Below are 18545 nucleotides of genomic sequence, written 5' to 3' on the forward strand. Positions count from 1 at the left end.
TGATTTTATGAAAAGAATAACTGCTTTTTTACTCGCAATATTTTTGGTTTTCGGGACTGTTACAACTTCCGCAATAACTGAAAAAGAATACAGGGAAAAAAGAGAACGACTAAAAAACAAAATAAAGCAAAATAATGATAAAAATAAAGAGGCCGAAAGTATTATCGGTGTTGAAGAGAAGAATATAAAAAGTTTGGACGCTGAAATTAGAAATAAACAATCTGAAATAGATAGTCTTTCAAATGATATTTCCGTATCCGAAGGTAATATCAATGCGGCAAAAGAAGAAATCGATGCGATGAATCAAAGACTTGCAGAAAAGGAAAAGCTTTTTACAAAGAGAGTAAGAGCTATGTATATGAGAGGCAATGTCGGATATTTGAGCGTACTTTTGAACTCGAAAAATATTCACGATTATCTTTCGAACCAAAGTCTTGTTCAACTTCTTTTAAAGCAGGACCAAGATTTGATTAAATACATTTCCGTCGGTAAGGAAGAAGTTGAAGCAAAAAAAGCGGAGATTGAAAAGGAAGTAGAAGGCCTAAATCAAAAAAAAGGTGCGATTGAAGTTGCAAAACAGGAACAACAAAAGATTCTAAATGAAAAGAGCAACTATATCATAAGCTTGAGACAGTCTGTAAAACAGCGTGAAAAGGAAAATGAGGAGTTTGAAAGGGACCAAAAGAAACTCGAGTCAGAAATTCAAGCCGCAAGAAGAAAGTACAGCGCTCAAATGAAGTCTGTTAAGTATACCGGTGGTAAAGTAGGATGGCCTCTAGCAGCATATAGTAGAATCAGTTCCGGTTATGGATATAGAGGAGATCCTCTGGGAGGACGTGTCGCATTTCACTCGGGAATAGACATACCGGCGCCGATGGGCACAAGTGTGCTTGCCGGGGAATCCGGAGTTGTTATCTATGCCGGTTGGATGGGAAGCTATGGAAACCTTGTTGTCATACAACACTCGGGGGCACTTTCAACTGCATACGGTCACAACAGTGCAATTGTTGTAAGAGTAGGACAAATTGTTCAAAAGGGACAAGTTGTTGCGAAAATCGGCTCGACCGGACGTTCGACCGGACCACACTGTCACTATGAGGTAAGAATTAATGGAAGAGCTGTAAATCCGCTCGGATATGTAGGGAGGAGTAGTTAATGAAAAAAAGTAAGTTTATAATATTAATAGTATTTGCACTTGTAATAACAAATATTTCAGCATATTTACTGGGAAAGAATTCGGCAAAAGGATTCGAACTTGATTTTTCGAAAAATGAAACGACAACTGAGAAAAAAGATGTCAAAACAGATGGACCTGATTTTTTTGACAAACAAACAGCTGATACATTGGGTGCAGTAGTTGGGCATATAAAAAAGAACTACTATAAAAATGTCGACAATGAAACGCTTAATGTGGGACTTATCAAAGGTGTTGTAAACAGCCTCGACGATCCGTATTCAGAATTTATGACCAAGGAAGAATTGAAGAAGTTTATGGAGTCGACGAATGGAAAATATGTTGGTGTAGGACTTGTTGTAAGTCCGGGAAAAGACGGATACATTACTGTCGTTTCTCCGATTAAAGGCAGCCCGGCATACAAAGCTGGAATAAAATCAGGGGACAGAATTATAAAAGTTGAAGATGTCGAATATTCAGCAGAAACCATGCAAGACGCTGTGAACAAAATGCGTGGGGAAGAAGGGAAAACGGTAAGTATTACAATTTTAAGAGATGAACAAAAACAAAAGAAGGTTCATGAATTTAAAATTAAAAGAGAAACTATAAAACTTCAAACAGTTGATGGAAGAATTCTAGAAAAAAATATCGGCTACATTGCAATTTCCGAATTTGACAAGCCGACATACGAGGATTTTATGAAGGAATTCGAAGCCCTAAAGAAAAAAGGAATCCAAAAACTCATTTTAGATCTTCGTGGAAATCCGGGTGGACTTCTAGATGTATGTACAAAAATTGCAGATGTATTTTTGGACAAAGGCACAATTGTTTATACCAAGTATAAAGACGGGAAAAAAGAATATTATTACAGTGATGAAAAGAAGGAAGATTTACCGCTCGTAGTTCTTGTAAATGGCGGTTCCGCAAGTGCAAGTGAAATTGTAAGCGGTGCTTTGAAGGATAGAAAGAGAGCAAAGCTTGTTGGAACTCAAACATTCGGCAAGGGTATTGTTCAACGCCTATTCAACCTTCCGTTCGAAACGGCTGTAAAACTTACAATAAGTGAGTATTTCACACCAAACGGCAACAACATTCACAAAGTCGGCATTAAGCCGGATGAAGTGGTAGAGCTTCCTGAAAATGTGAAGGGCATTGGTCCTGATCATTTAAGTGAGGATACTCAACTTAAAAAAGCATTGGAAATTTTAAAATAAGGAGTTTATTATGGCAGATTTTAAATACGAAATTTTAGATAATGTCGGCGTTTTTTTCAATTCAAAAAACGGATGGACAAAGGAAATCAATATTATAAGCTGGAACGGTGCTGAAGGAAAGGTCGACATAAGGTCATGGAGTCCGGACCACTCAAGAATGGGTAAGGGAATAAGCCTTACAGTTGAAGAGTTCAAAGCATTGAAAGAATTGATGAACGAAATAAATCCTGATGATTTATAAAATAAAAGACTATGTGCAGATTTGAAATTATTTTCAAACACACATAGTCTTTTTTGTTATTAATAAACTTTCACGCTTCCAAAGTTTGTGGAAAGCAAAACGTCAAGTGAGCCGCTTCCGTCTTTATAAATTTCTTTACTGCCGCTTGAAGAATTTATTAATTTAAAATCTTCAGAGTAGCTAAGAGAGCCGGCAGATGAACGCATTTTAACATTCATTTCACAGTCAATATTTGATAATCCTGCTTTTATAGAACCGGCATCAGTTCTTGCATCGATAGATTTAATTGAATCCTCAAGGTCTTCAATTAAAATTGAACCGGCTGAGGTTTGCATTTCAAGACCGCTTGCATCTAAGTTTCTAGCACTAAGAGAGCCTGCACTTGATTTCATATTGCAATTTACAACGTCTGAATCTAAGAGTTTTAAATTGCCTGCATCAGTCATAAGATATATGTCGTTACAGTCCATATCGCTTACTATTATGCTTCCGGCATCCGATGTGAGCCTTACCATTTTGGCATCGATATTGTCCAGTTTAATAGATCCGAAATCTGCGGTGAAAGTTAAATCACAGCAGTCTATATCAGAAGCTTCGATGCTGCCCGCGTCAGTTGTAACAGATAAATCGTCGACATCAACTGAATTCAGTCTTACTCCGCCGAAGTCGGTCACAGCTTTCAAATCCCCGATATCTATGTCGGAAATGCTTATGCCACCCATTTCAGAACTCAAATCAAGAAGTGATATGCGGTTTGAATGAGGAATAAAAAGCTCGGTTATGGAAGAGTAATTGTAGTTTTTATTAGTTTTACTACCCATTATATTAATGGTTATTGCATTTTTATTTCTTTTTACCTGAGATATACAGACTTTATCGTCGCTCTTATGAACAACTTCAAATTCGGAATTAAATTCTTCTTCCGTAAAATCTTTATCTACCCAAACTTTTATAAATGGTGCATCTTCATCAGTTTCTCTGACTATTATTTGAGATTCTCCGAGGTCAAACTTTATTTCTTCTATATCTTCATCCAAATCTTTTCGAAATGATTTAACCATATCGGCTTTGTTTCTTTCTTTTGCTTTAAAATCGCCTAAAAAACTTGTGCTTCCACTTGCAGTTTCAATTGCAGTTTGCACGGTCTTTTTTACAAAGTCACCTATGCCGGAGAAGAATCCGTTCATTTTGGAATCGTCTTCCGGTATTTTATATTCTGTATTTTTCTTCGGCTCCTCTGAATTTTCGCTCGAGTTTTCGTTCACTGCATCAAGGAGCTTCTCAGCTTGTTCAACTGTAATCTTTCCTTGCTCAAGCATTTTTAAAATCATCTTTTTTTCTTCGTTCATTTTTTCCTCCTACATAATATTAATCTTTCCCATTTGTGTTGCAAGGTGGACGTTCAGTCCAATTTCGTCACCTTTTACATAAACTGCTTCGTTTTCGTCACCCGAACCGCTTCTATAATTTTTCGAGCATTTAATCGAAGAGAAAAATTTGTTTGAAGCGCAAAAAGCTTTTACGTTTTGAACGTTTGCTGTATCCAAATTTACACTGCCGGTTGTTGTTGTAAGAGTGTATGAAATTGGCTCCCCAATAATCCTTGAAACATCAATACTTCCGGCAAAAGTTCTTGCAACAAGTTCCGAGATATCAGAATTTGAAACTGAAATTGAACCTGCTTTTGTGTCTGCTTTTACAGTCGGAGAAATTGTATTTTCAATAAAAACCGAACCTGCCATTGTGCTTAATGAAGCGTAATCGTTCACAGAAGAGTTTTCAATTGTGACAGAGCTTGCATTCGAGCTGAGGTCAGCAATCGAACAATCGATGTCTTTAATTTTAACCCTGCCCGCACTTGCGATAACACTGATTTTATTAGACTGTGCATTGTAAATTTCAATGTCACCGACGGCGGAACGCGCTGAGATAAATTCAAAATATTTATCTCTCGGAATTGAAACTTCACAAATTGATTTGCCAAGTGTTAAACCTTGAACTTTTATTCCGAAAAATTCTCTGGTGTTTTTATTTTTCTTTTGCGAGAGTTTAAGTAAGCCATCTTCTTCGTTGAGAGTAAAGTACTTGTCGAGTTCATCTTCTTCAAAGAATTTGTCGGAGCGAATTTTTAATTTGACTTTTTCAGAATCTGTGCCTGTTATTAAAATTTTTGATTCGGTTACTTCAATGATTATCTTGTCGATATCATCAAACTCTCTTTCAAAAGTTGAGTTTACATTCACAGCTCTTTTAGGAGAAATGACTCCAATAATTTGTTCGGGAATTTCTCTATCGCTGATGTTTTTCGAATATGAGTTGAGTTCCCTTTTTAAATTTTCAGTAAAAGATAAATTATTTTGCTTTTCTTGCGAGCTACCATAATTCTTTCTCGATTTTTCAATTTCCTCAAGAAGTTCAGCACCTTCTTCAGCACTTATCTTTCCATCGCTGATCATTTTTAGAATTATCTCTTTTTCCTTCATTTGTCTACTCCTTATTTTTCGATTTAATCGTTTTAAGTGCATCGTCAAAAGTAATCTCGCCGCTGTTTAACTTGTCGAGAGTATCTTTGACATCTTCCTCATCTTGTATATTCGAGCCTGAGAGAATAGAAGCTATCGCATTCAGTCTGTTTCTCAAAGTTGGATAAGAAAGATCATATATTTTTTCGAGTTCTTTTAAGTTGCCTCTATTTATAAGAAATGTAATAGCAAAATCAAGTTGCTCAGGAGTTAACCGATTTATTTTGTTGAGCTCAAATTCTCCTTCTATAGTGATTTTGCATTTTCCACATTTTGCTTGGGTGATTTTCATATCTTCCCCACAGTACGGACATTTAAACGAATCAATCATAATATTCTCCTTTCATTAATTACATTATACCACATATTTATAAAAATGAAACATACTTTATAAAAATATTTCGAAAATAGAAAAAATAAATCGCTTTTTATTAAAAATAGTGAAAAATGAATTTTATAATAATTAAACTTTGTGCTGTTCTCATTTTTTAAATATGTTATAATATATAAAAGAGGTGAGAATATGGATTTTTTTAGTATGGAACTCGAAAATAAAAGAGAGAAGAACGCTCCTTTTGCGGAAAGGATGAGACCGAAAACTTTTTCGGATGTTTTGGGACAAGACCATATTTTGGGAAAGAACGGAATTATAAAAAAAGCTCTTGAAACTAACAGTCTCCCGTCAATGATTTTGTACGGGCCTCCGGGAACCGGTAAAACAACTATTGCGGAACTTTTAAGCAAAAGTTTTAAAATGAGCTTTAGAAAAGTTTCGGCAGTTTCGGCCGGGATAAAAGAGCTTCGAGAAGTTGTAAACGATGCACAAAATAATATCCGAATGGGCATTGGCGGAACTATTCTTTTTATAGACGAGATCCATAGATTCTCGACAAGTCAACAGGATTTTTTGCTTCCTTATGTTGAAAGCGGAGATTTGATTTTGATTGGCGCAACGACTGAAAATCCATTTTTTGCTGTTAATAAAGCACTTGTTTCAAGGCTGATTTTAGTTGAGATAAAGTCACTTGAAAAACAAGATTTGATTGAACTTATAAATCGCTGTGAAAAAAGATATGAGGAGATTCACAATATAGAAGTAACAATCGACGATGATGCTAAAGAGTTTTTGGCAAAACGGTCTGGCGGAGACGCAAGAAGGCTCATAAATAGTTTTGAAGTTTCTGTAATGCAGGCCTATGATGGTGAAAAGTCTCACGTCACCTCTGACGATGTTCGAGATAATTTTCTTAATCAAGTCTTAAAATATGACAATGCCGATGAACACTATGATACGATTTCCGCATTCATAAAATCTATGAGAGGAAGCGACCCTGATGCCGCGGTTTTTTATCTTGCAAAGATGCTTTTGTCGGGAGAAGATCCGAGGTTTATTGCGAGACGAATGGTTATTTTTGCATCGGAAGACATCGGACTTGCCGATAAACATGCACTCGAGATTGCGACTTCTGCTTTTTATGCGACAACTGTAATAGGCATGCCGGAGGTGAGGATAAATCTTTCACACGCATGCATCTATCTTTCGCGTGCGAAGAAAAGCAACTCCTCCTATGTTGCAATTGACAGGGCAATGGGTTTTATAAGAAAGAACGGTGCCGGAAAAGTTCCGAACAATATTAGGGATGCTCATTATAGTGGGAGTGAAAAGCTTGGTGTAGGAGGGTATCTTTATCCACACAATTATGAGGGTGGAGTTGTTGAGCAAAACTATATGCCGGAAGAATTTATCGGCGAAAAGTTTTACGATGAAAACGATAGAGATTTAAAATAGATTAATTGACATAAAAGATTGATTATTATATACTAATTATATGCTTATTAAAGATATTATAAATGAGTTAAATGCCGACAAAACACTTGCAAAAGAGAGGTCGGCTATAATAGCGTTTTCGGGTGGACCGGATTCAGTTTTCATAGTGGAAATCTTTAGAAATTTTTTTAAAGATTATAAAATTTATCTTTATCATTTAAATCATATGATAAGATATGATGCAATTCACGATGAGAATTTTGTAAAAAAATATGCTGAAGAAAGTGGAATGGAACTTGTTTTGAATAGATGTGATATTCCAAAGTTTTCAAAAGAGCATTCGATCGGATTGGAGGAAGCCGGGCGCATCGTTCGCTATAAAGATTTGGAAGAGCTTTCGAAAAACACGAAAGTAAACACGATTGTAACGGGTCACCATTTGAATGATGACATCGAAACATTCATTTTAAATTTCAAAAGAGGAAGTGGACTTAACGGTTACTCCTCGATTAAAAAACGTGACGGCAAGTTTTTAAGACCGCTTTTGGGCGTGACAAAAAGAGAGATTTTGGATTATTTAAACGATAGAAAAATTGAATTTTGTATCGACAGGACAAATTTCATTGACGATACCAACCGAAATAAAATCCGTTTAAATGTGATGCCCGAGCTTGAAAAACTGGACGAAAAACTTTATGATGATTTTGGACGGTATTTAAATTCAATGAAAGCGGAGATGAGTTTGAAAAATTCACTCATTTCAGGATTTGTGTTTGAGCACAATCTTTCAAAAAATTCGGAGGAACTCTGTTTTAAAATCGAGGATATCAAGAGATATTTCGGAGATGATTTCTCGGCTCTATATATGGAAGCTATAAAAATTCTTCGAGGAAATACAGTTGACATCTACAAAAAAGCACTTGACTCAATTTTGAATATTATCGACGGGGAAGAGGAAAAAAGAACTTCTGTCGGCGGAATCGTTGCAATTAAAAGCTATGAAAATTTGATTTTTAGGCGTGATATTGAAAATGATGCACGAAAAATATATCTCTCACTTGAAGCGACGGAATATACAATTGGATTTATAACAACCGATTTAAATATCGATGATTTAAAAATAAGAAATAGAGAAGTGGGCGACGAGGTCAAATTTAAAAACAGGCCCACAAAACTTTTAAAAAAGTTCTTGATTGAGGAAAAAGTTCCGGCATACAAGAGGGACGATTTGATTATAGTTACTGATGATGAAAACATTCTGTATGTAGAAGGTTTCGGACCGACTATAAACGGGATTGAAGGGAAAAATAAAATATATATCAATGAAAGGAAGAAAGATGAATAAGGCTTTAAAGGAAATATTATTTTCAGAAGAAGAAATAAGAGCAAAAGTTAAAGAACTTGGCAAAGAAATCACGCACGATTATATGGATAAGGATTTGTATGTGGTCGGGATTTTAAAGGGCTCTTTTATTTTCATGGCGGATTTGGTAAGAGAGATAAGCCTGCCGTTACTTGTTGATTTTATGAGCGTTTCAAGCTACGGCAGAAATGCGAAATCAAATGGGGAAGTTAAAATTTTGAAGGATTTGGATTTCTCTGTTGAAGGAAGAGATGTGCTTATTGTTGAGGATATAATAGACTCCGGTTATACTTTAAAATATATCGAACAAATGTTTAAAACTAGAGGGGCTAACTCAGTAAAATTTGCTGCATTTTTGGACAAAAAAGAATCCAGAAAGGTCGAAATGGAAGTTCACTACAAGGGATATGAAGTTCCGAACGACTTTATAGTTGGATATGGACTTGATTACAGCGAAGAATACAGAAATCTTCCATATATTGCGACGTTAAAAGAAGAGGTCTATAAATAATGCGAAGATTTAGAATTTCTCCATTTACGCTTGTTTGGGTTGCTCTTATTGTCATTCTTATTTTAAGACCGATTTTTGGCGGTATATTTACAAAAAGCATTGACATTTCAAAGGCAATAACTTTGATTCAAAATGACAGGGTAGACGAGGCATCGATAAATGGAGATACACTTTTTATAAATGATGTCACAAATAGCGGAAATGTCACGTACAAGACGGGTATACCTAAGCAACTTCAAGACAGTTTTTATAAGGATTATCTGAAAGATAAAGTTGAGTCGGGAAAAATTAAATTCACTGCAATCGGCGGTGAGGAGGAAGGACTTTTAAAAACAATCCTTCCGTATGCTTTTATGGGGATATTGTTCTTTTTTATGATGAACATGATATTTAGGCAAACCGGTTCACAAAACAAAGAAATGAATAATTTTGCGAAATCAAAGGCGAAACTGTTTAATAAAAATGACAAGGAAAAGGTAACATTTAAGGATGTTGCAGGCCTTGAAGAAGAAAAAGTTGAGCTTTATGAAATTGTAGACTTTCTTAAAAATCCTGCGAAATACGCAAGAATGGGTGCGAGAATTCCGAGAGGGGTGCTTTTAGTTGGACCTCCGGGAACAGGAAAGACATATATCTCAAGAGCAGTCGCAGGGGAAGCGGGAGTTCCGTTTTTCTCGATTTCTGGATCGGAATTTTTGGAGATGTTTGTCGGTGTCGGTGCTTCAAGAGTTAGAGATCTTTTTGATGTTGCTAAGAAAAATGCACCGTGCATAGTTTTCATAGACGAAATTGACGCAGTCGGAAGAAAAAGAGGTTCAGGTCTCGGTGGTGGCCACGACGAAAGAGAACAGACACTCAATCAACTTTTGGTTGAGATGGACGGTTTTGAAAAGAATGAAGGCATCATAATGATGGCTGCTACGAATAGACCTGACATATTGGACGATGCTCTTTTAAGACCTGGCAGGTTTGACAGACGTGTCACTATTGGACTTCCGGATGTGAAGGGAAGAGAAGAAATTTTAAACATTCACACAAAGGATAAGCCTATGGCAGCCGATGTTGATATAAAAAATATTGCAAAGAGGACACCGGGTTTCACTCCGGCGGATCTTGAGAACCTTGTAAATGAAGCGGCAATTTTGTCGGCAAGACACGGACAAAGCTCTATAACAAAGAGCATTCTTGAAGAGGCCAGCATAAAAGTTTTAGCGGGACCTGAAAAAACTTCAACTGTTATCACGCCTGACGAAAAGAAACTTGTCAGCTTCCACGAAGCGGGACATGCTATTGTTACAAAATCTCTTCCGGACACAGATCCGGTTCAAATGGTCACAATAGTGCCGAGAGGTTCTGCAGGTGGGTTCACATATACAGTTCCGGAGGAAGAAAAATATTATTACACGAAATCTAAGATGATTAATGAAATAATTATACTCCTTGCAGGAAGGGCGGCAGAAGAACTGAAACTTGAAGATATTTCAACGGGTGCGTCAAATGATATTGAAAGAGCGACAAAGATTGCACACGCAATGGTTTCAAAATATGGAATGACTTCTGCAATCGGAACACTCGATTTTACGGAAGACAATGAAAATATTTTCATCGGAAATGCAATAACACACAGCAAAAATGTTTCAGAGGAAACTCTAAAGCTTATTGACTCAGAAATGAAGAGAATTGTTGATGGGTGTTATGAAAAAGCAAAGCAAATTCTTAGAGAAAATGATGATAAATTGACAAGACTCGCAAACTGTTTGATTGAAAAAGAAACGGTTTACAAAAAAGAATTCGAAGCTATTTATAATGGAGATTACGATCCGAATAGTTTCGAAGATGAAAAAATTAATATATTTTAAAGGAGAATTAAAATGGGTAAGACAAAAAAACTGGTTGTATCCGCAATTTTACTAGCATGGATTTTAGTTTTAGGAATGACACAGTTGGGGCTTATACCTGTCGGTCCTGTAAGAGCAACGACTCTTCACATACCGGCACTTATTGCAGCAATTTTATTTGATAAGTATATGGGAATGTTTTTGGGACTTTCATTTGGACTTTATTCATGGTACCAAAACTTCAGGGCACCTACGATTTTGAGTTTTGTATTTCAAAACCCGGTTGTGAGTGTTCTTCCAAGAATTATATTTCCTATAATAGCTTATTACTTGTATCAATTTCTGAAAAAGAAAACGCATAGACAAATTCAAATCTTTGGAAGTGTACTTTTTACGGCACTATCTGCAGAACTTGTTTATTCACTATATAAAGCGTATATTTCAGAAAATAAGACAGGATTTATTGTTGGGGCTATTTTGATTGTATTTGTAATTGCTGTATGGATTTACAGCTTAAGAAATAAAACTATTATGGCTCCGGGATTTATGGCGGCATCAATTGCTACAATTTGCCACACAATTATGGTTATGGGACTGATTTATATAATTTATCTGCCGAAATACATGGAGACGATGAACATGTCAAGAACTTTGGCGACAAACGCAATAATGACCACGGTTGTTGTAAACGGAGTTCCTGAAGCTGTCATTGGAGGACTTGTTGTGGCAGCTCTTTTAAAGAGAAAGGAAAGTTATGATTTTAACCGTTGATATTGGAAATACAAATACTGTTGTCGGAATCTTCAAAGGAGAAGAGCTTATTGAATCTGTGCGACTTGAGTCAAACAGAAGCAAGACAGTTGATGAATATCATCTTCTATTGACAGATTTACTCGATTTAAAAGCTATAGATATCGAAAGTTTTGAAGGTGGAATTATATCTTCAGTTGTGCCTACTTTAACCGGAACGATGGAAAAAGCGGTTTCAAAAATCATTGGAAGAGAGCCAATTGTTGTGGGACCGGGAACAAAGACGGGACTAAATATTATGTACGATGACCCTAAAGAAGTGGGCGCGGACAGAATTGTGAATGCGGTAGGTGCACTAAAAAAATATGGAGCTCCGTTAATAATTATCGACTTCGGGACAGCGACGACATATTGCGTCATAGATAAAGATAAGAATTATTTGGGCGGAATAATCGCACCGGGAATTGGGATTTCTGCAGAAGCTTTATTTTTGAAAGCTGCGAAACTGCCAAGAGTCGACTTGGTGCCGCCCGAAAACTATCTAAACAAAAATACTGTCGATGCAATAAAAGCCGGAATAATATTTGGAAGAGTCGGTGAGGTCGAATATATTGTGAAACATTTAAAAGAAGAAGTTGGGGTGACGAATGCGAAAGTTATTTCAACAGGAGGAATTGCTCCGACTATAAATGGACTCACTAAGGCAATCGACATATACGACAACAATTTGACATTATTTGGTTTAAGGGATATTTATGAGAAGAACACTAAAAATAGGAAGTGATGTTCCACCGATATTTTTAGCTCCTATGGCAGGTTATACCGATTTTGCATATCGAAAAATATGCTTCGAACTAGGGCTTTCGTTTGCTGTGACTGAAATGGTCAGCGCGAAAGCCTTAAGTTATGGAGATGAAAAAACAGAAAGCATATCAAAAAGTGAATCCAGAACCGGTATACAGCTTTTCGGGCACGATATTTCAGCACTTCAAATTGCTGTTGAAAAATTAAATGAGCGAAACGATTTCTTGTGGTATGATTTAAATTTTGGTTGTCCGGCACCGAAAATTGTAAAAAATCATGATGGAAGTTCGCTTTTAAATGATTTGCCTATGCTTAGACAAGTGATAGAATGCGTAAAAAAATATTCGAATAAACCGGTTTCTGCAAAGATGAGATTAGGGTTTAAAGACGGCGACGATTATCTTGAAATTGCAAAGACGATCGAAGACTCCGGAGCGGATTTTTTAACTGTGCATGGAAGAACAAGGGATATGTTTTATACAGGCGAAGCTGATTGGGACGCGATTTATGAAATAAGAAATACGGTTTCGATTCCCGTCATTGGAAACGGTGACATAAAAAATGCCGATATGGCAAGATGGCTTTTAGAGTCCGGCGACATTGACGGCATTGCAATCGGAAGAGCGGCAATTGGAAATCCTTTTTTATTTGCGGAACTTTCGGGAACGGAGTATTCGAGCAAATACGATGTTATAAAAAGACATTTTGAGTATATGTGTGAAATAAAGAACGAAAGAGTTGCGGTGAACGATTTTAAGAAACATTTAATCAAGTATCTCAACAATCGACCGGAAGCAAAAAAAATAAGACAAGAATTACAAAATATAACTAATATTGAAATTATGCATGAGTGGATAAAGAGTTTGTTTTATTTTGACAAAATCTGATAAGTAATGTATAATATAGTAATATATTTTAGAAGGGGAATTTAAATGGCTGAAAAGGAAGTATTTCTAACCCGTGAAGGTTATGATAATTTAAAAAATGAATTAGAAGAATTGAAAACTGTTACCAGAAAAGAGGTATCAGAAAGAATAAAAGTTGCTTTGGGTTACGGCGACTTGAGTGAAAATGCAGAGTATGACCAAGCAAAAAATGAACAAGCACTTGTTGAGGATAGAATTTTACAAATAGAAAATATTTTAAGAATGGCGAAAATTGTTGAAGAACATGAAGTAACAACCGACAAGGTAAACATTTCAACTGACGTTACAGTTCTTGAAGAAGGCGAAGATGAGCCGGAAGTATTTTCGATTGTAGGTAGTGCTGAATCGGACCCAATCAACAATAAGATTTCAAATGAAAGTCCGCTAGGAGCTGCACTTTTGGGCAGAAGAAGAAAAGATGTTGTAGAAGTTGAAGCACCTGACGGAGTTATAAGATATAAAATTATAAGTATTAAGAAAACACCTAAAGAAGAAAAGAAATAGAGAGGGTTAATATGGAACAAGATTTGAATGAAATGCTCCAAATCAGGAGGGACAAATTAAAGCAATTAAAAGAAGAAGGAAGAAATCCATATTTAGTTGAAAAGTTTGAAAGATCTAACACGACAAAAGAAATTGTTGAAAATTTTGAGAACTTTGAAGATAAATCCGTAACAATTGCCGGAAGAGTTATGGCAAAAAGAGGCCACGGGAAAGTTACTTTTTTGGATATTCAAGATTCGACAGGTAGAGTACAAGCATTTTTAAAGATTGATAACTTGGGAGACGAGTACAACGATGTTAAACTTTTAGATATCGGGGATATAGTTGGAATCACAGGTGAAGTTTTTAAAACGCACATGGGCGAAGTGAGTGTTCGTGCAGAGAAATTTAAGATTCTTACAAAATCTCTTCAAATTCTCCCTGAAAAATGGCATGGACTTCAAGACCAAGATTTAAAATACAGACAAAGATACGTAGATCTTATAATGAACCCAAGCATTAAGGATACATTCTTAAAGAGAAACAGAATTATAAAGGAAATCAGAAATTATCTTGACGACAGAGGATTCTTGGAAGTTGAAACACCGACACTAAACACTATTGCCGGTGGTGCAAATGCAAGACCTTTCATTACACATCACAACACACTTGACATTGATATGTACCTTAGAATCGCTAATGAACTTTATCTAAAGAGATTGGTTGTAGGTGGTTTCGACAAGGTTTATGAAATGGGCAAGATGTTCAGAAATGAAGGAATGGACACAACCCATAATCCTGAATATACCGCAATGGAAGTTTATGCAGCTTATGAAGATTACAATGATATGATGGAACTTACTGAAAATCTCGTTGCAACTGTTGCTGAAAAAGTTTTGGGAAAAACTGTCATTGAGTATGACGGTGTTGAATTGGATCTAACCCCACCGTGGAGAAGAATCAGCATGGTTGAAGCTGTAAAAGAATATGCAGGTGTTGATTTTGCAAACATCGAAACTGATGAAGAGGCTATAAAAGTTGCTGAAGAAAAGGGATTGAAGCTCGAGCCTTCAAAGAAGACAAGAGGCAATATTATTAACGAATTCTTCGAAGAATTTTGTGAAGAACACATGATTCAACCGACATTTGTCACCGGACACCCTGTGGATATTTCTCCTCTTGCAAAGAGAAATCCGGAAGATCCGAGATACACAAATAGATTTGAAGCATTTATCAATACAAAGGAAATTGCGAACGCATTCTCAGAACTTAACGATCCGATTGATCAAAGGGAAAGATTTACTGCACAAATCGAAGCAAAACGCCTTGGCGACGATGAAGCTCATCCTATGGATGAAGATTTCTTAAATGCAATCGAAGTTGGACTTCCACCTACAGGCGGACTTGGAATCGGTATCGATAGACTCATTATGTTCCTTACAGGTGAAACATCCATAAGAGACGTAATCTTGTTCCCAACGATGAAGCCATTAGGCTTAGAAAAGGCAGAAAATAAGGATTCGTCAAAAGAAACTTACGAAACTTACGACAAACTTACGACAGAAGAAATTGACCTTTCAAAAGTGAAAGTTGAACCATTATTTGAAGATATGGTAGACTTTGAAACTTTCTCAAAATCTGATTTTAGAGTTGTAAAGGTTAAAAACTGCGAAGAAGTTCCTAAGTCAAAAAAACTTTTGAAATTTACATTAGATGATGGTTCTGAAAAAGAAAGAGTTATTTTATCTGGTATTAAGGAATATTACAGCGCAGAGAGCTTAATTGGAAAGACACTACTTGCAATTTGTAATCTTCCTCCTCGTAAGATGATGGGAATCGACTCAGAAGGTATGATTATATCTGCAATTTGTGAGTACGACGGAGAAGAAAAACTTAACTTAATAATGTTGGATGATAATATTCCAGCAGGATCAAAATTATATTAAAGAACACGCTAATTATGAAACTGGGGTTTGTTATGAATCCCAGTTTAATTTTTATATTAAGTTTGAAACTACGTTATTAAACGTAGTTTCTGCTCTAGATCTATATAACACATCAGAAACAAGATCAAATCAAAAATCTTTTGGTCTAAATTATCAAAAAACTGACAAGGAACTAATGAGCCAAGATGAAATAACTGTAATGGATGGCGGTAAGTGTATATACCAGCTAAGAGGAGTAAGACCTTTCTTATCAGATAAGTTTGATATTACGAAGCATAAGAATTACAAGTTGTTGGAAGATTATGATAAGAAAAACTTGTTTGATGTGGAAGAGTATTTAACAAATAGAGATAAAATAAAAATAAACAGAAACAGTTTGATTACAAGATTATGAATTAAGCCTAAGATAAAAATATTTTTGGTATAATATCTATATATAAACCATGGAGGTAGGCATATGAGGTCTTATGAAAGTAAGGAAGAATTAAAGGATGAGATAAAGAAAACTTTTGAAAAATATATTTCAGAGTTTGACAATATACCAGAAGAACTAAAAGATAAAAGACTAGATGAAGTTGATAGGACACCAGCAGAAAATATTGCCTATCAAGTAGGTTGGACAACTTTACTTTTAAAATGGGAAGAAGATGAGAAAAAAGGTATAGATGTTAAAACCCCATCAGATAATTTCAAATGGAATCAACTTGGAGAATTATATAAGTGGTTCACAGATACCTATGCCCATAAATCGCTATATGAACTAAAAGAACAACTCACAAAAAATATAGAAGATATATATCTTTTGATAGATGAATTAACAGATGAAGAATTATTTAAACCACATATGAGAAAATGGGCAGATGAAGCAACAAAAACCGCAACTTGGGAAGTTTATAAATTTATCCATGTAAACACAGTAGCACCATTTGGAACGTTTAGGACTAAAATTAGAAAATGGAAGAAGTTAGTTATTTAAATAAAATTTATTTAGAATTATAAGTAAAAAACTTTTGATAAGTAAGTGTTGGGGCAATGAACATAATAATTGTAAATTATTTGAATAGACAAGTTTAGTAAGATATTTTATGTGGAGAAATAAATATGTTTGAGCAAATAAAAGTTTTTTTTATGAAAATTTGGGACGAGTTAATAATAACATTTATTGTTAGGATTTTAAAAAAGTCGAAAGAGATTGTTAAGCCAAGCGTTAATGAATTACTTAATAATATTGATTACAATAGCAAAAATTGGGGAGAAGAAATAGATAAAGTATTAGAAATCAAAACTACTGTTGAGAGACATTTTCCAGAATATAAGGATTATCTTTTGATACAATATGGTTCATCAGTTATTCCTGACAATAAACTTCCAAGTGATTATGATTTTATAGTTTTGTTATTAGGATACCCAATTGAAGGAAATAGATATATTCATAATAAAGGAACTATAAGCGATGAATCGAATGAAACAAATAAGAATCAAGTTGATATTGTTTTCAGGGATTATCTATCCTTTTTATTTGCGGCTTCAGCTGGTATGCCATATGAAAACAGTGTGATATATAATGGTAAGTTAATAAAAGGACATCAAGGGTATTTTCAATGGCTAAAAAATATAACGAAAAACATTTTGTTTGATAAAGATTTTTTAATTAGGAGGTTTAAAGAGAAGATAATAACAGAAAAACAAGAGTTTCATAAATGTTTGAAAGAATGTGAAGAATTTGGGCATGATGAATATTACGTTATAAGAGCGGGATATTACTATATAACTTCAATTTTGCAACTCAGAAGGATTCAAAATTTTGAGAAAGTTATTACTCAAAACCAAGTTATTGAACTTTCAAAAGTCAGAAGTTTTTATGAAGATATTTTAGATGATAATATCAGAAATAAATATGAACAATTAGTTGAAAATTTAAAACGTAATAATACATTAGATTTAATAAGCATTGATGATATAAAAGAAGTCTTACTATATATTGGTGAAGAATATGATAAAAATAAATAGAATATTTAATAGAAAAAATAAAAATATAAGTATATTTTCTGAAAGCACTTTAAAGACAAGTTTTTATGAAGAACTTCAAAAAAATGAATGGTGTAATGTTATTGATGATAAACCAGATAACTTGATGGAACTGATAAAAATAAAAATTAATAAGAGTCGAAAAGCATAGATATATTTGTAATATAAGATTTAAAATATGGCGATAGAAATTAAAAACTCTATCGTCTTTTTTTATACTCAAAATTAGGAGGTAAAAATGGTAAGGATAAGAAGTCCGACTTAAAACAATTTAATATATAAGACATTTAGCGATTGAAATATAAGTTCAGTCGCTTTTTTAATTGTAATTTATAGATTAAGGAGAAGAAATTAATGGATAGAAAAAAAGAGGGATATTATGGCACTTAACTATAAACCATTATAGATACAGTTAGCAAAAAGGACTAAAAAAACAGATGTAATAGGACTTACAACAAATGTTATGGCGCAAATGGGCAAGGACAAACCAATTACATTTAAGAATTTAAAAAAAATATGTAAGGCTCTATCTTGTACTCCTAATGATATTATTAGTTTTGAAAATACATTTGAAAATGAAATTTAAAATCAACAGAGATATATTAAAAAAAATATTATTTTAAATGGTCAAAACACTTGACTATTTTTTTAATCTATGATATACTCAAAGTGAAAATAGTTAAATAAATAAAAATACAAAAGAAAATGAAAATGTAATTTATATAGGAGGTGATATAGTTGGAATTTTCAGATGGTGAACTACTAGTAATGGAAGAGTTGTGGAAGGGCGATGTCTTAGACGAAAATGGTGAAATCCAAGCTCTTGCCTTATCAAAAATATTGATGGAAAAATATGATATAAGCAAAACCTCTTGCTACACTTTTTTTGGAAGATTAGTAGAAAAAGGAGCGATAGCTAGGAGATATCCTAAATATACAATTAGAGTCCTTGTATCAAGGGAAGATGCTCTTTTGAA

The 18545-nt window shown here is 34.7% G+C and carries 20 protein-coding genes and 1 pseudogene; 18 read left to right on the forward strand and 3 right to left on the reverse strand.

The window, feature by feature from the left end; genetic code table 11:
* Nucleotides 1–7: 7 nt before the first annotated feature.
* Genes C7381_RS02740 through C7381_RS02750 form a run of 3 tightly spaced genes read left to right on the forward strand, consistent with a single transcriptional unit; the run spans nucleotide 8 to nucleotide 2629 of the window.
* Nucleotides 8–1156, forward strand: a complete 1149-nt coding sequence (locus tag C7381_RS02740) for a murein hydrolase activator EnvC family protein (RefSeq protein ID WP_116479789.1) — start codon at nucleotides 8–10, stop codon at nucleotides 1154–1156.
* Nucleotides 1156–2388, forward strand: a complete 1233-nt coding sequence (locus tag C7381_RS02745) for a S41 family peptidase (RefSeq protein ID WP_116479790.1) — start codon at nucleotides 1156–1158, stop codon at nucleotides 2386–2388. Before C7381_RS02740 ends, C7381_RS02745 begins: the two co-directional genes overlap by 1 nt.
* Nucleotides 2389–2398: 10 nt before the next feature.
* Nucleotides 2399–2629: a YdbC family protein gene (locus C7381_RS02750; protein WP_034544916.1), complete on the forward strand. Its 231-nt coding sequence runs from the start codon at nucleotides 2399–2401 to the stop codon at nucleotides 2627–2629.
* A 59-nt stretch (nucleotides 2630–2688) separates the two neighbouring features.
* On the opposite strand, the gene C7381_RS02755 is transcribed toward C7381_RS02750, so the two are convergent.
* From C7381_RS02755 to C7381_RS02765, 3 genes are read right to left on the reverse strand one after another with little or no spacing between them, the layout of a single operon-like run.
* Entirely contained in the window at nucleotides 2689–3978 is a 1290-nt protein-coding gene (locus tag C7381_RS02755) for a DUF4097 family beta strand repeat-containing protein (protein WP_116479791.1), read from the reverse strand.
* Nucleotides 3979–3987: 9 nt separating this feature from the next.
* The gene (locus tag C7381_RS02760) at nucleotides 3988–5112 is read right to left on the reverse strand and encodes a DUF4097 family beta strand repeat-containing protein (RefSeq protein ID WP_165803570.1); all 1125 of its coding nucleotides are present in this window, start codon (nucleotides 5110–5112) and stop codon (nucleotides 3988–3990) included.
* Between the two features lie 4 nt (nucleotides 5113–5116).
* Nucleotides 5117–5482, reverse strand: coding sequence for a DUF2089 domain-containing protein (locus C7381_RS02765; RefSeq protein ID WP_034544920.1), 366 nt, complete (start codon nucleotides 5480–5482; stop codon nucleotides 5117–5119).
* Nucleotides 5483–5674: 192 nt separating this feature from the next.
* Here C7381_RS02765 and C7381_RS02770 point away from each other — a divergent pair, with 192 nt between their 5' ends.
* The 15 genes and pseudogenes from C7381_RS02770 to C7381_RS02840 all read left to right on the forward strand — a co-directional run.
* Nucleotides 5675–6940, forward strand: a complete 1266-nt coding sequence (locus C7381_RS02770) for a replication-associated recombination protein A (protein ID WP_116479793.1) — start codon at nucleotides 5675–5677, stop codon at nucleotides 6938–6940.
* Nucleotides 6941–6980: 40 nt separating this feature from the next.
* Nucleotides 6981–8264, forward strand: coding sequence for a tRNA lysidine(34) synthetase TilS (gene tilS / locus C7381_RS02775; RefSeq protein WP_116479794.1), 1284 nt, complete (start codon nucleotides 6981–6983; stop codon nucleotides 8262–8264).
* Nucleotides 8257–8793, forward strand: coding sequence for a hypoxanthine phosphoribosyltransferase (gene hpt, locus C7381_RS02780; RefSeq protein ID WP_034544924.1), 537 nt, complete (start codon nucleotides 8257–8259; stop codon nucleotides 8791–8793). The genes tilS and hpt overlap by 8 nt, the downstream gene beginning before the upstream one ends.
* Nucleotides 8793–10652: an ATP-dependent zinc metalloprotease FtsH gene (gene ftsH, locus C7381_RS02785; protein WP_116479795.1), complete on the forward strand. Its 1860-nt coding sequence runs from the start codon at nucleotides 8793–8795 to the stop codon at nucleotides 10650–10652. Before hpt ends, ftsH begins: the two co-directional genes overlap by 1 nt.
* A 12-nt stretch (nucleotides 10653–10664) precedes the next feature.
* Entirely contained in the window at nucleotides 10665–11402 is a 738-nt protein-coding gene (locus tag C7381_RS02790) for an ECF transporter S component (RefSeq protein WP_116479796.1), read from the forward strand.
* Complete coding sequence (locus C7381_RS02795) at nucleotides 11386–12165, forward strand: type III pantothenate kinase (RefSeq protein WP_116479797.1); 780 nt, start codon at nucleotides 11386–11388, stop codon at nucleotides 12163–12165. The genes C7381_RS02790 and C7381_RS02795 overlap by 17 nt, the downstream gene beginning before the upstream one ends.
* Entirely contained in the window at nucleotides 12137–13072 is a 936-nt protein-coding gene (locus tag C7381_RS02800) for a tRNA dihydrouridine synthase (RefSeq protein WP_116479798.1), read from the forward strand. The genes C7381_RS02795 and C7381_RS02800 overlap by 29 nt, the downstream gene beginning before the upstream one ends.
* A gap of 45 nt (nucleotides 13073–13117) precedes the next feature.
* Nucleotides 13118–13615 carry a transcription elongation factor GreA gene (greA, locus tag C7381_RS02805; RefSeq protein ID WP_034544931.1) on the forward strand — a complete coding sequence of 166 codons (498 nt, stop codon included), beginning with the start codon at nucleotides 13118–13120 and terminating at the stop codon, nucleotides 13613–13615.
* Nucleotides 13616–13626: 11 nt separating this feature from the next.
* On the forward strand, nucleotides 13627–15540 hold the full coding sequence (gene lysS / locus C7381_RS02810; protein WP_116479799.1) for a lysine--tRNA ligase: 1914 nt from the start codon (nucleotides 13627–13629) through the stop codon (nucleotides 15538–15540).
* Nucleotides 15539–15934, forward strand: a pseudogene (locus tag C7381_RS02815) (VirD4-like conjugal transfer protein, CD1115 family); the annotation flags it as partial. The gene lysS and the pseudogene C7381_RS02815, both read left to right, overlap by 2 nt.
* Nucleotides 15935–15997: 63 nt before the next feature.
* A complete protein-coding gene (locus C7381_RS02820; protein ID WP_116479800.1) occupies nucleotides 15998–16516 on the forward strand; it encodes a ClbS/DfsB family four-helix bundle protein in 519 nt (172 codons plus the stop codon).
* A gap of 152 nt (nucleotides 16517–16668) precedes the next feature.
* The gene (locus C7381_RS02825; RefSeq protein WP_133240920.1) at nucleotides 16669–17550 is read left to right on the forward strand and encodes a hypothetical protein; all 882 of its coding nucleotides are present in this window, start codon (nucleotides 16669–16671) and stop codon (nucleotides 17548–17550) included.
* Entirely contained in the window at nucleotides 17534–17719 is a 186-nt protein-coding gene (locus C7381_RS02830) for a hypothetical protein (protein WP_116479802.1), read from the forward strand. The genes C7381_RS02825 and C7381_RS02830 overlap by 17 nt, the downstream gene beginning before the upstream one ends.
* Before the next feature lie 255 nt (nucleotides 17720–17974).
* The gene (locus C7381_RS02835) at nucleotides 17975–18154 is read left to right on the forward strand and encodes a helix-turn-helix domain-containing protein (RefSeq protein WP_165803572.1); all 180 of its coding nucleotides are present in this window, start codon (nucleotides 17975–17977) and stop codon (nucleotides 18152–18154) included.
* Nucleotides 18155–18306: 152 nt separating this feature from the next.
* Nucleotides 18307–18545: BlaI/MecI/CopY family transcriptional regulator (locus C7381_RS02840; RefSeq protein ID WP_185117040.1), on the forward strand; the 239-nt coding region annotated here is incomplete at its 3' end.

The organism is Ezakiella coagulans (assembly GCF_003096635.1).
Classification (GTDB): domain Bacteria; phylum Bacillota; class Clostridia; order Tissierellales; family Peptoniphilaceae; genus Ezakiella; species Ezakiella coagulans.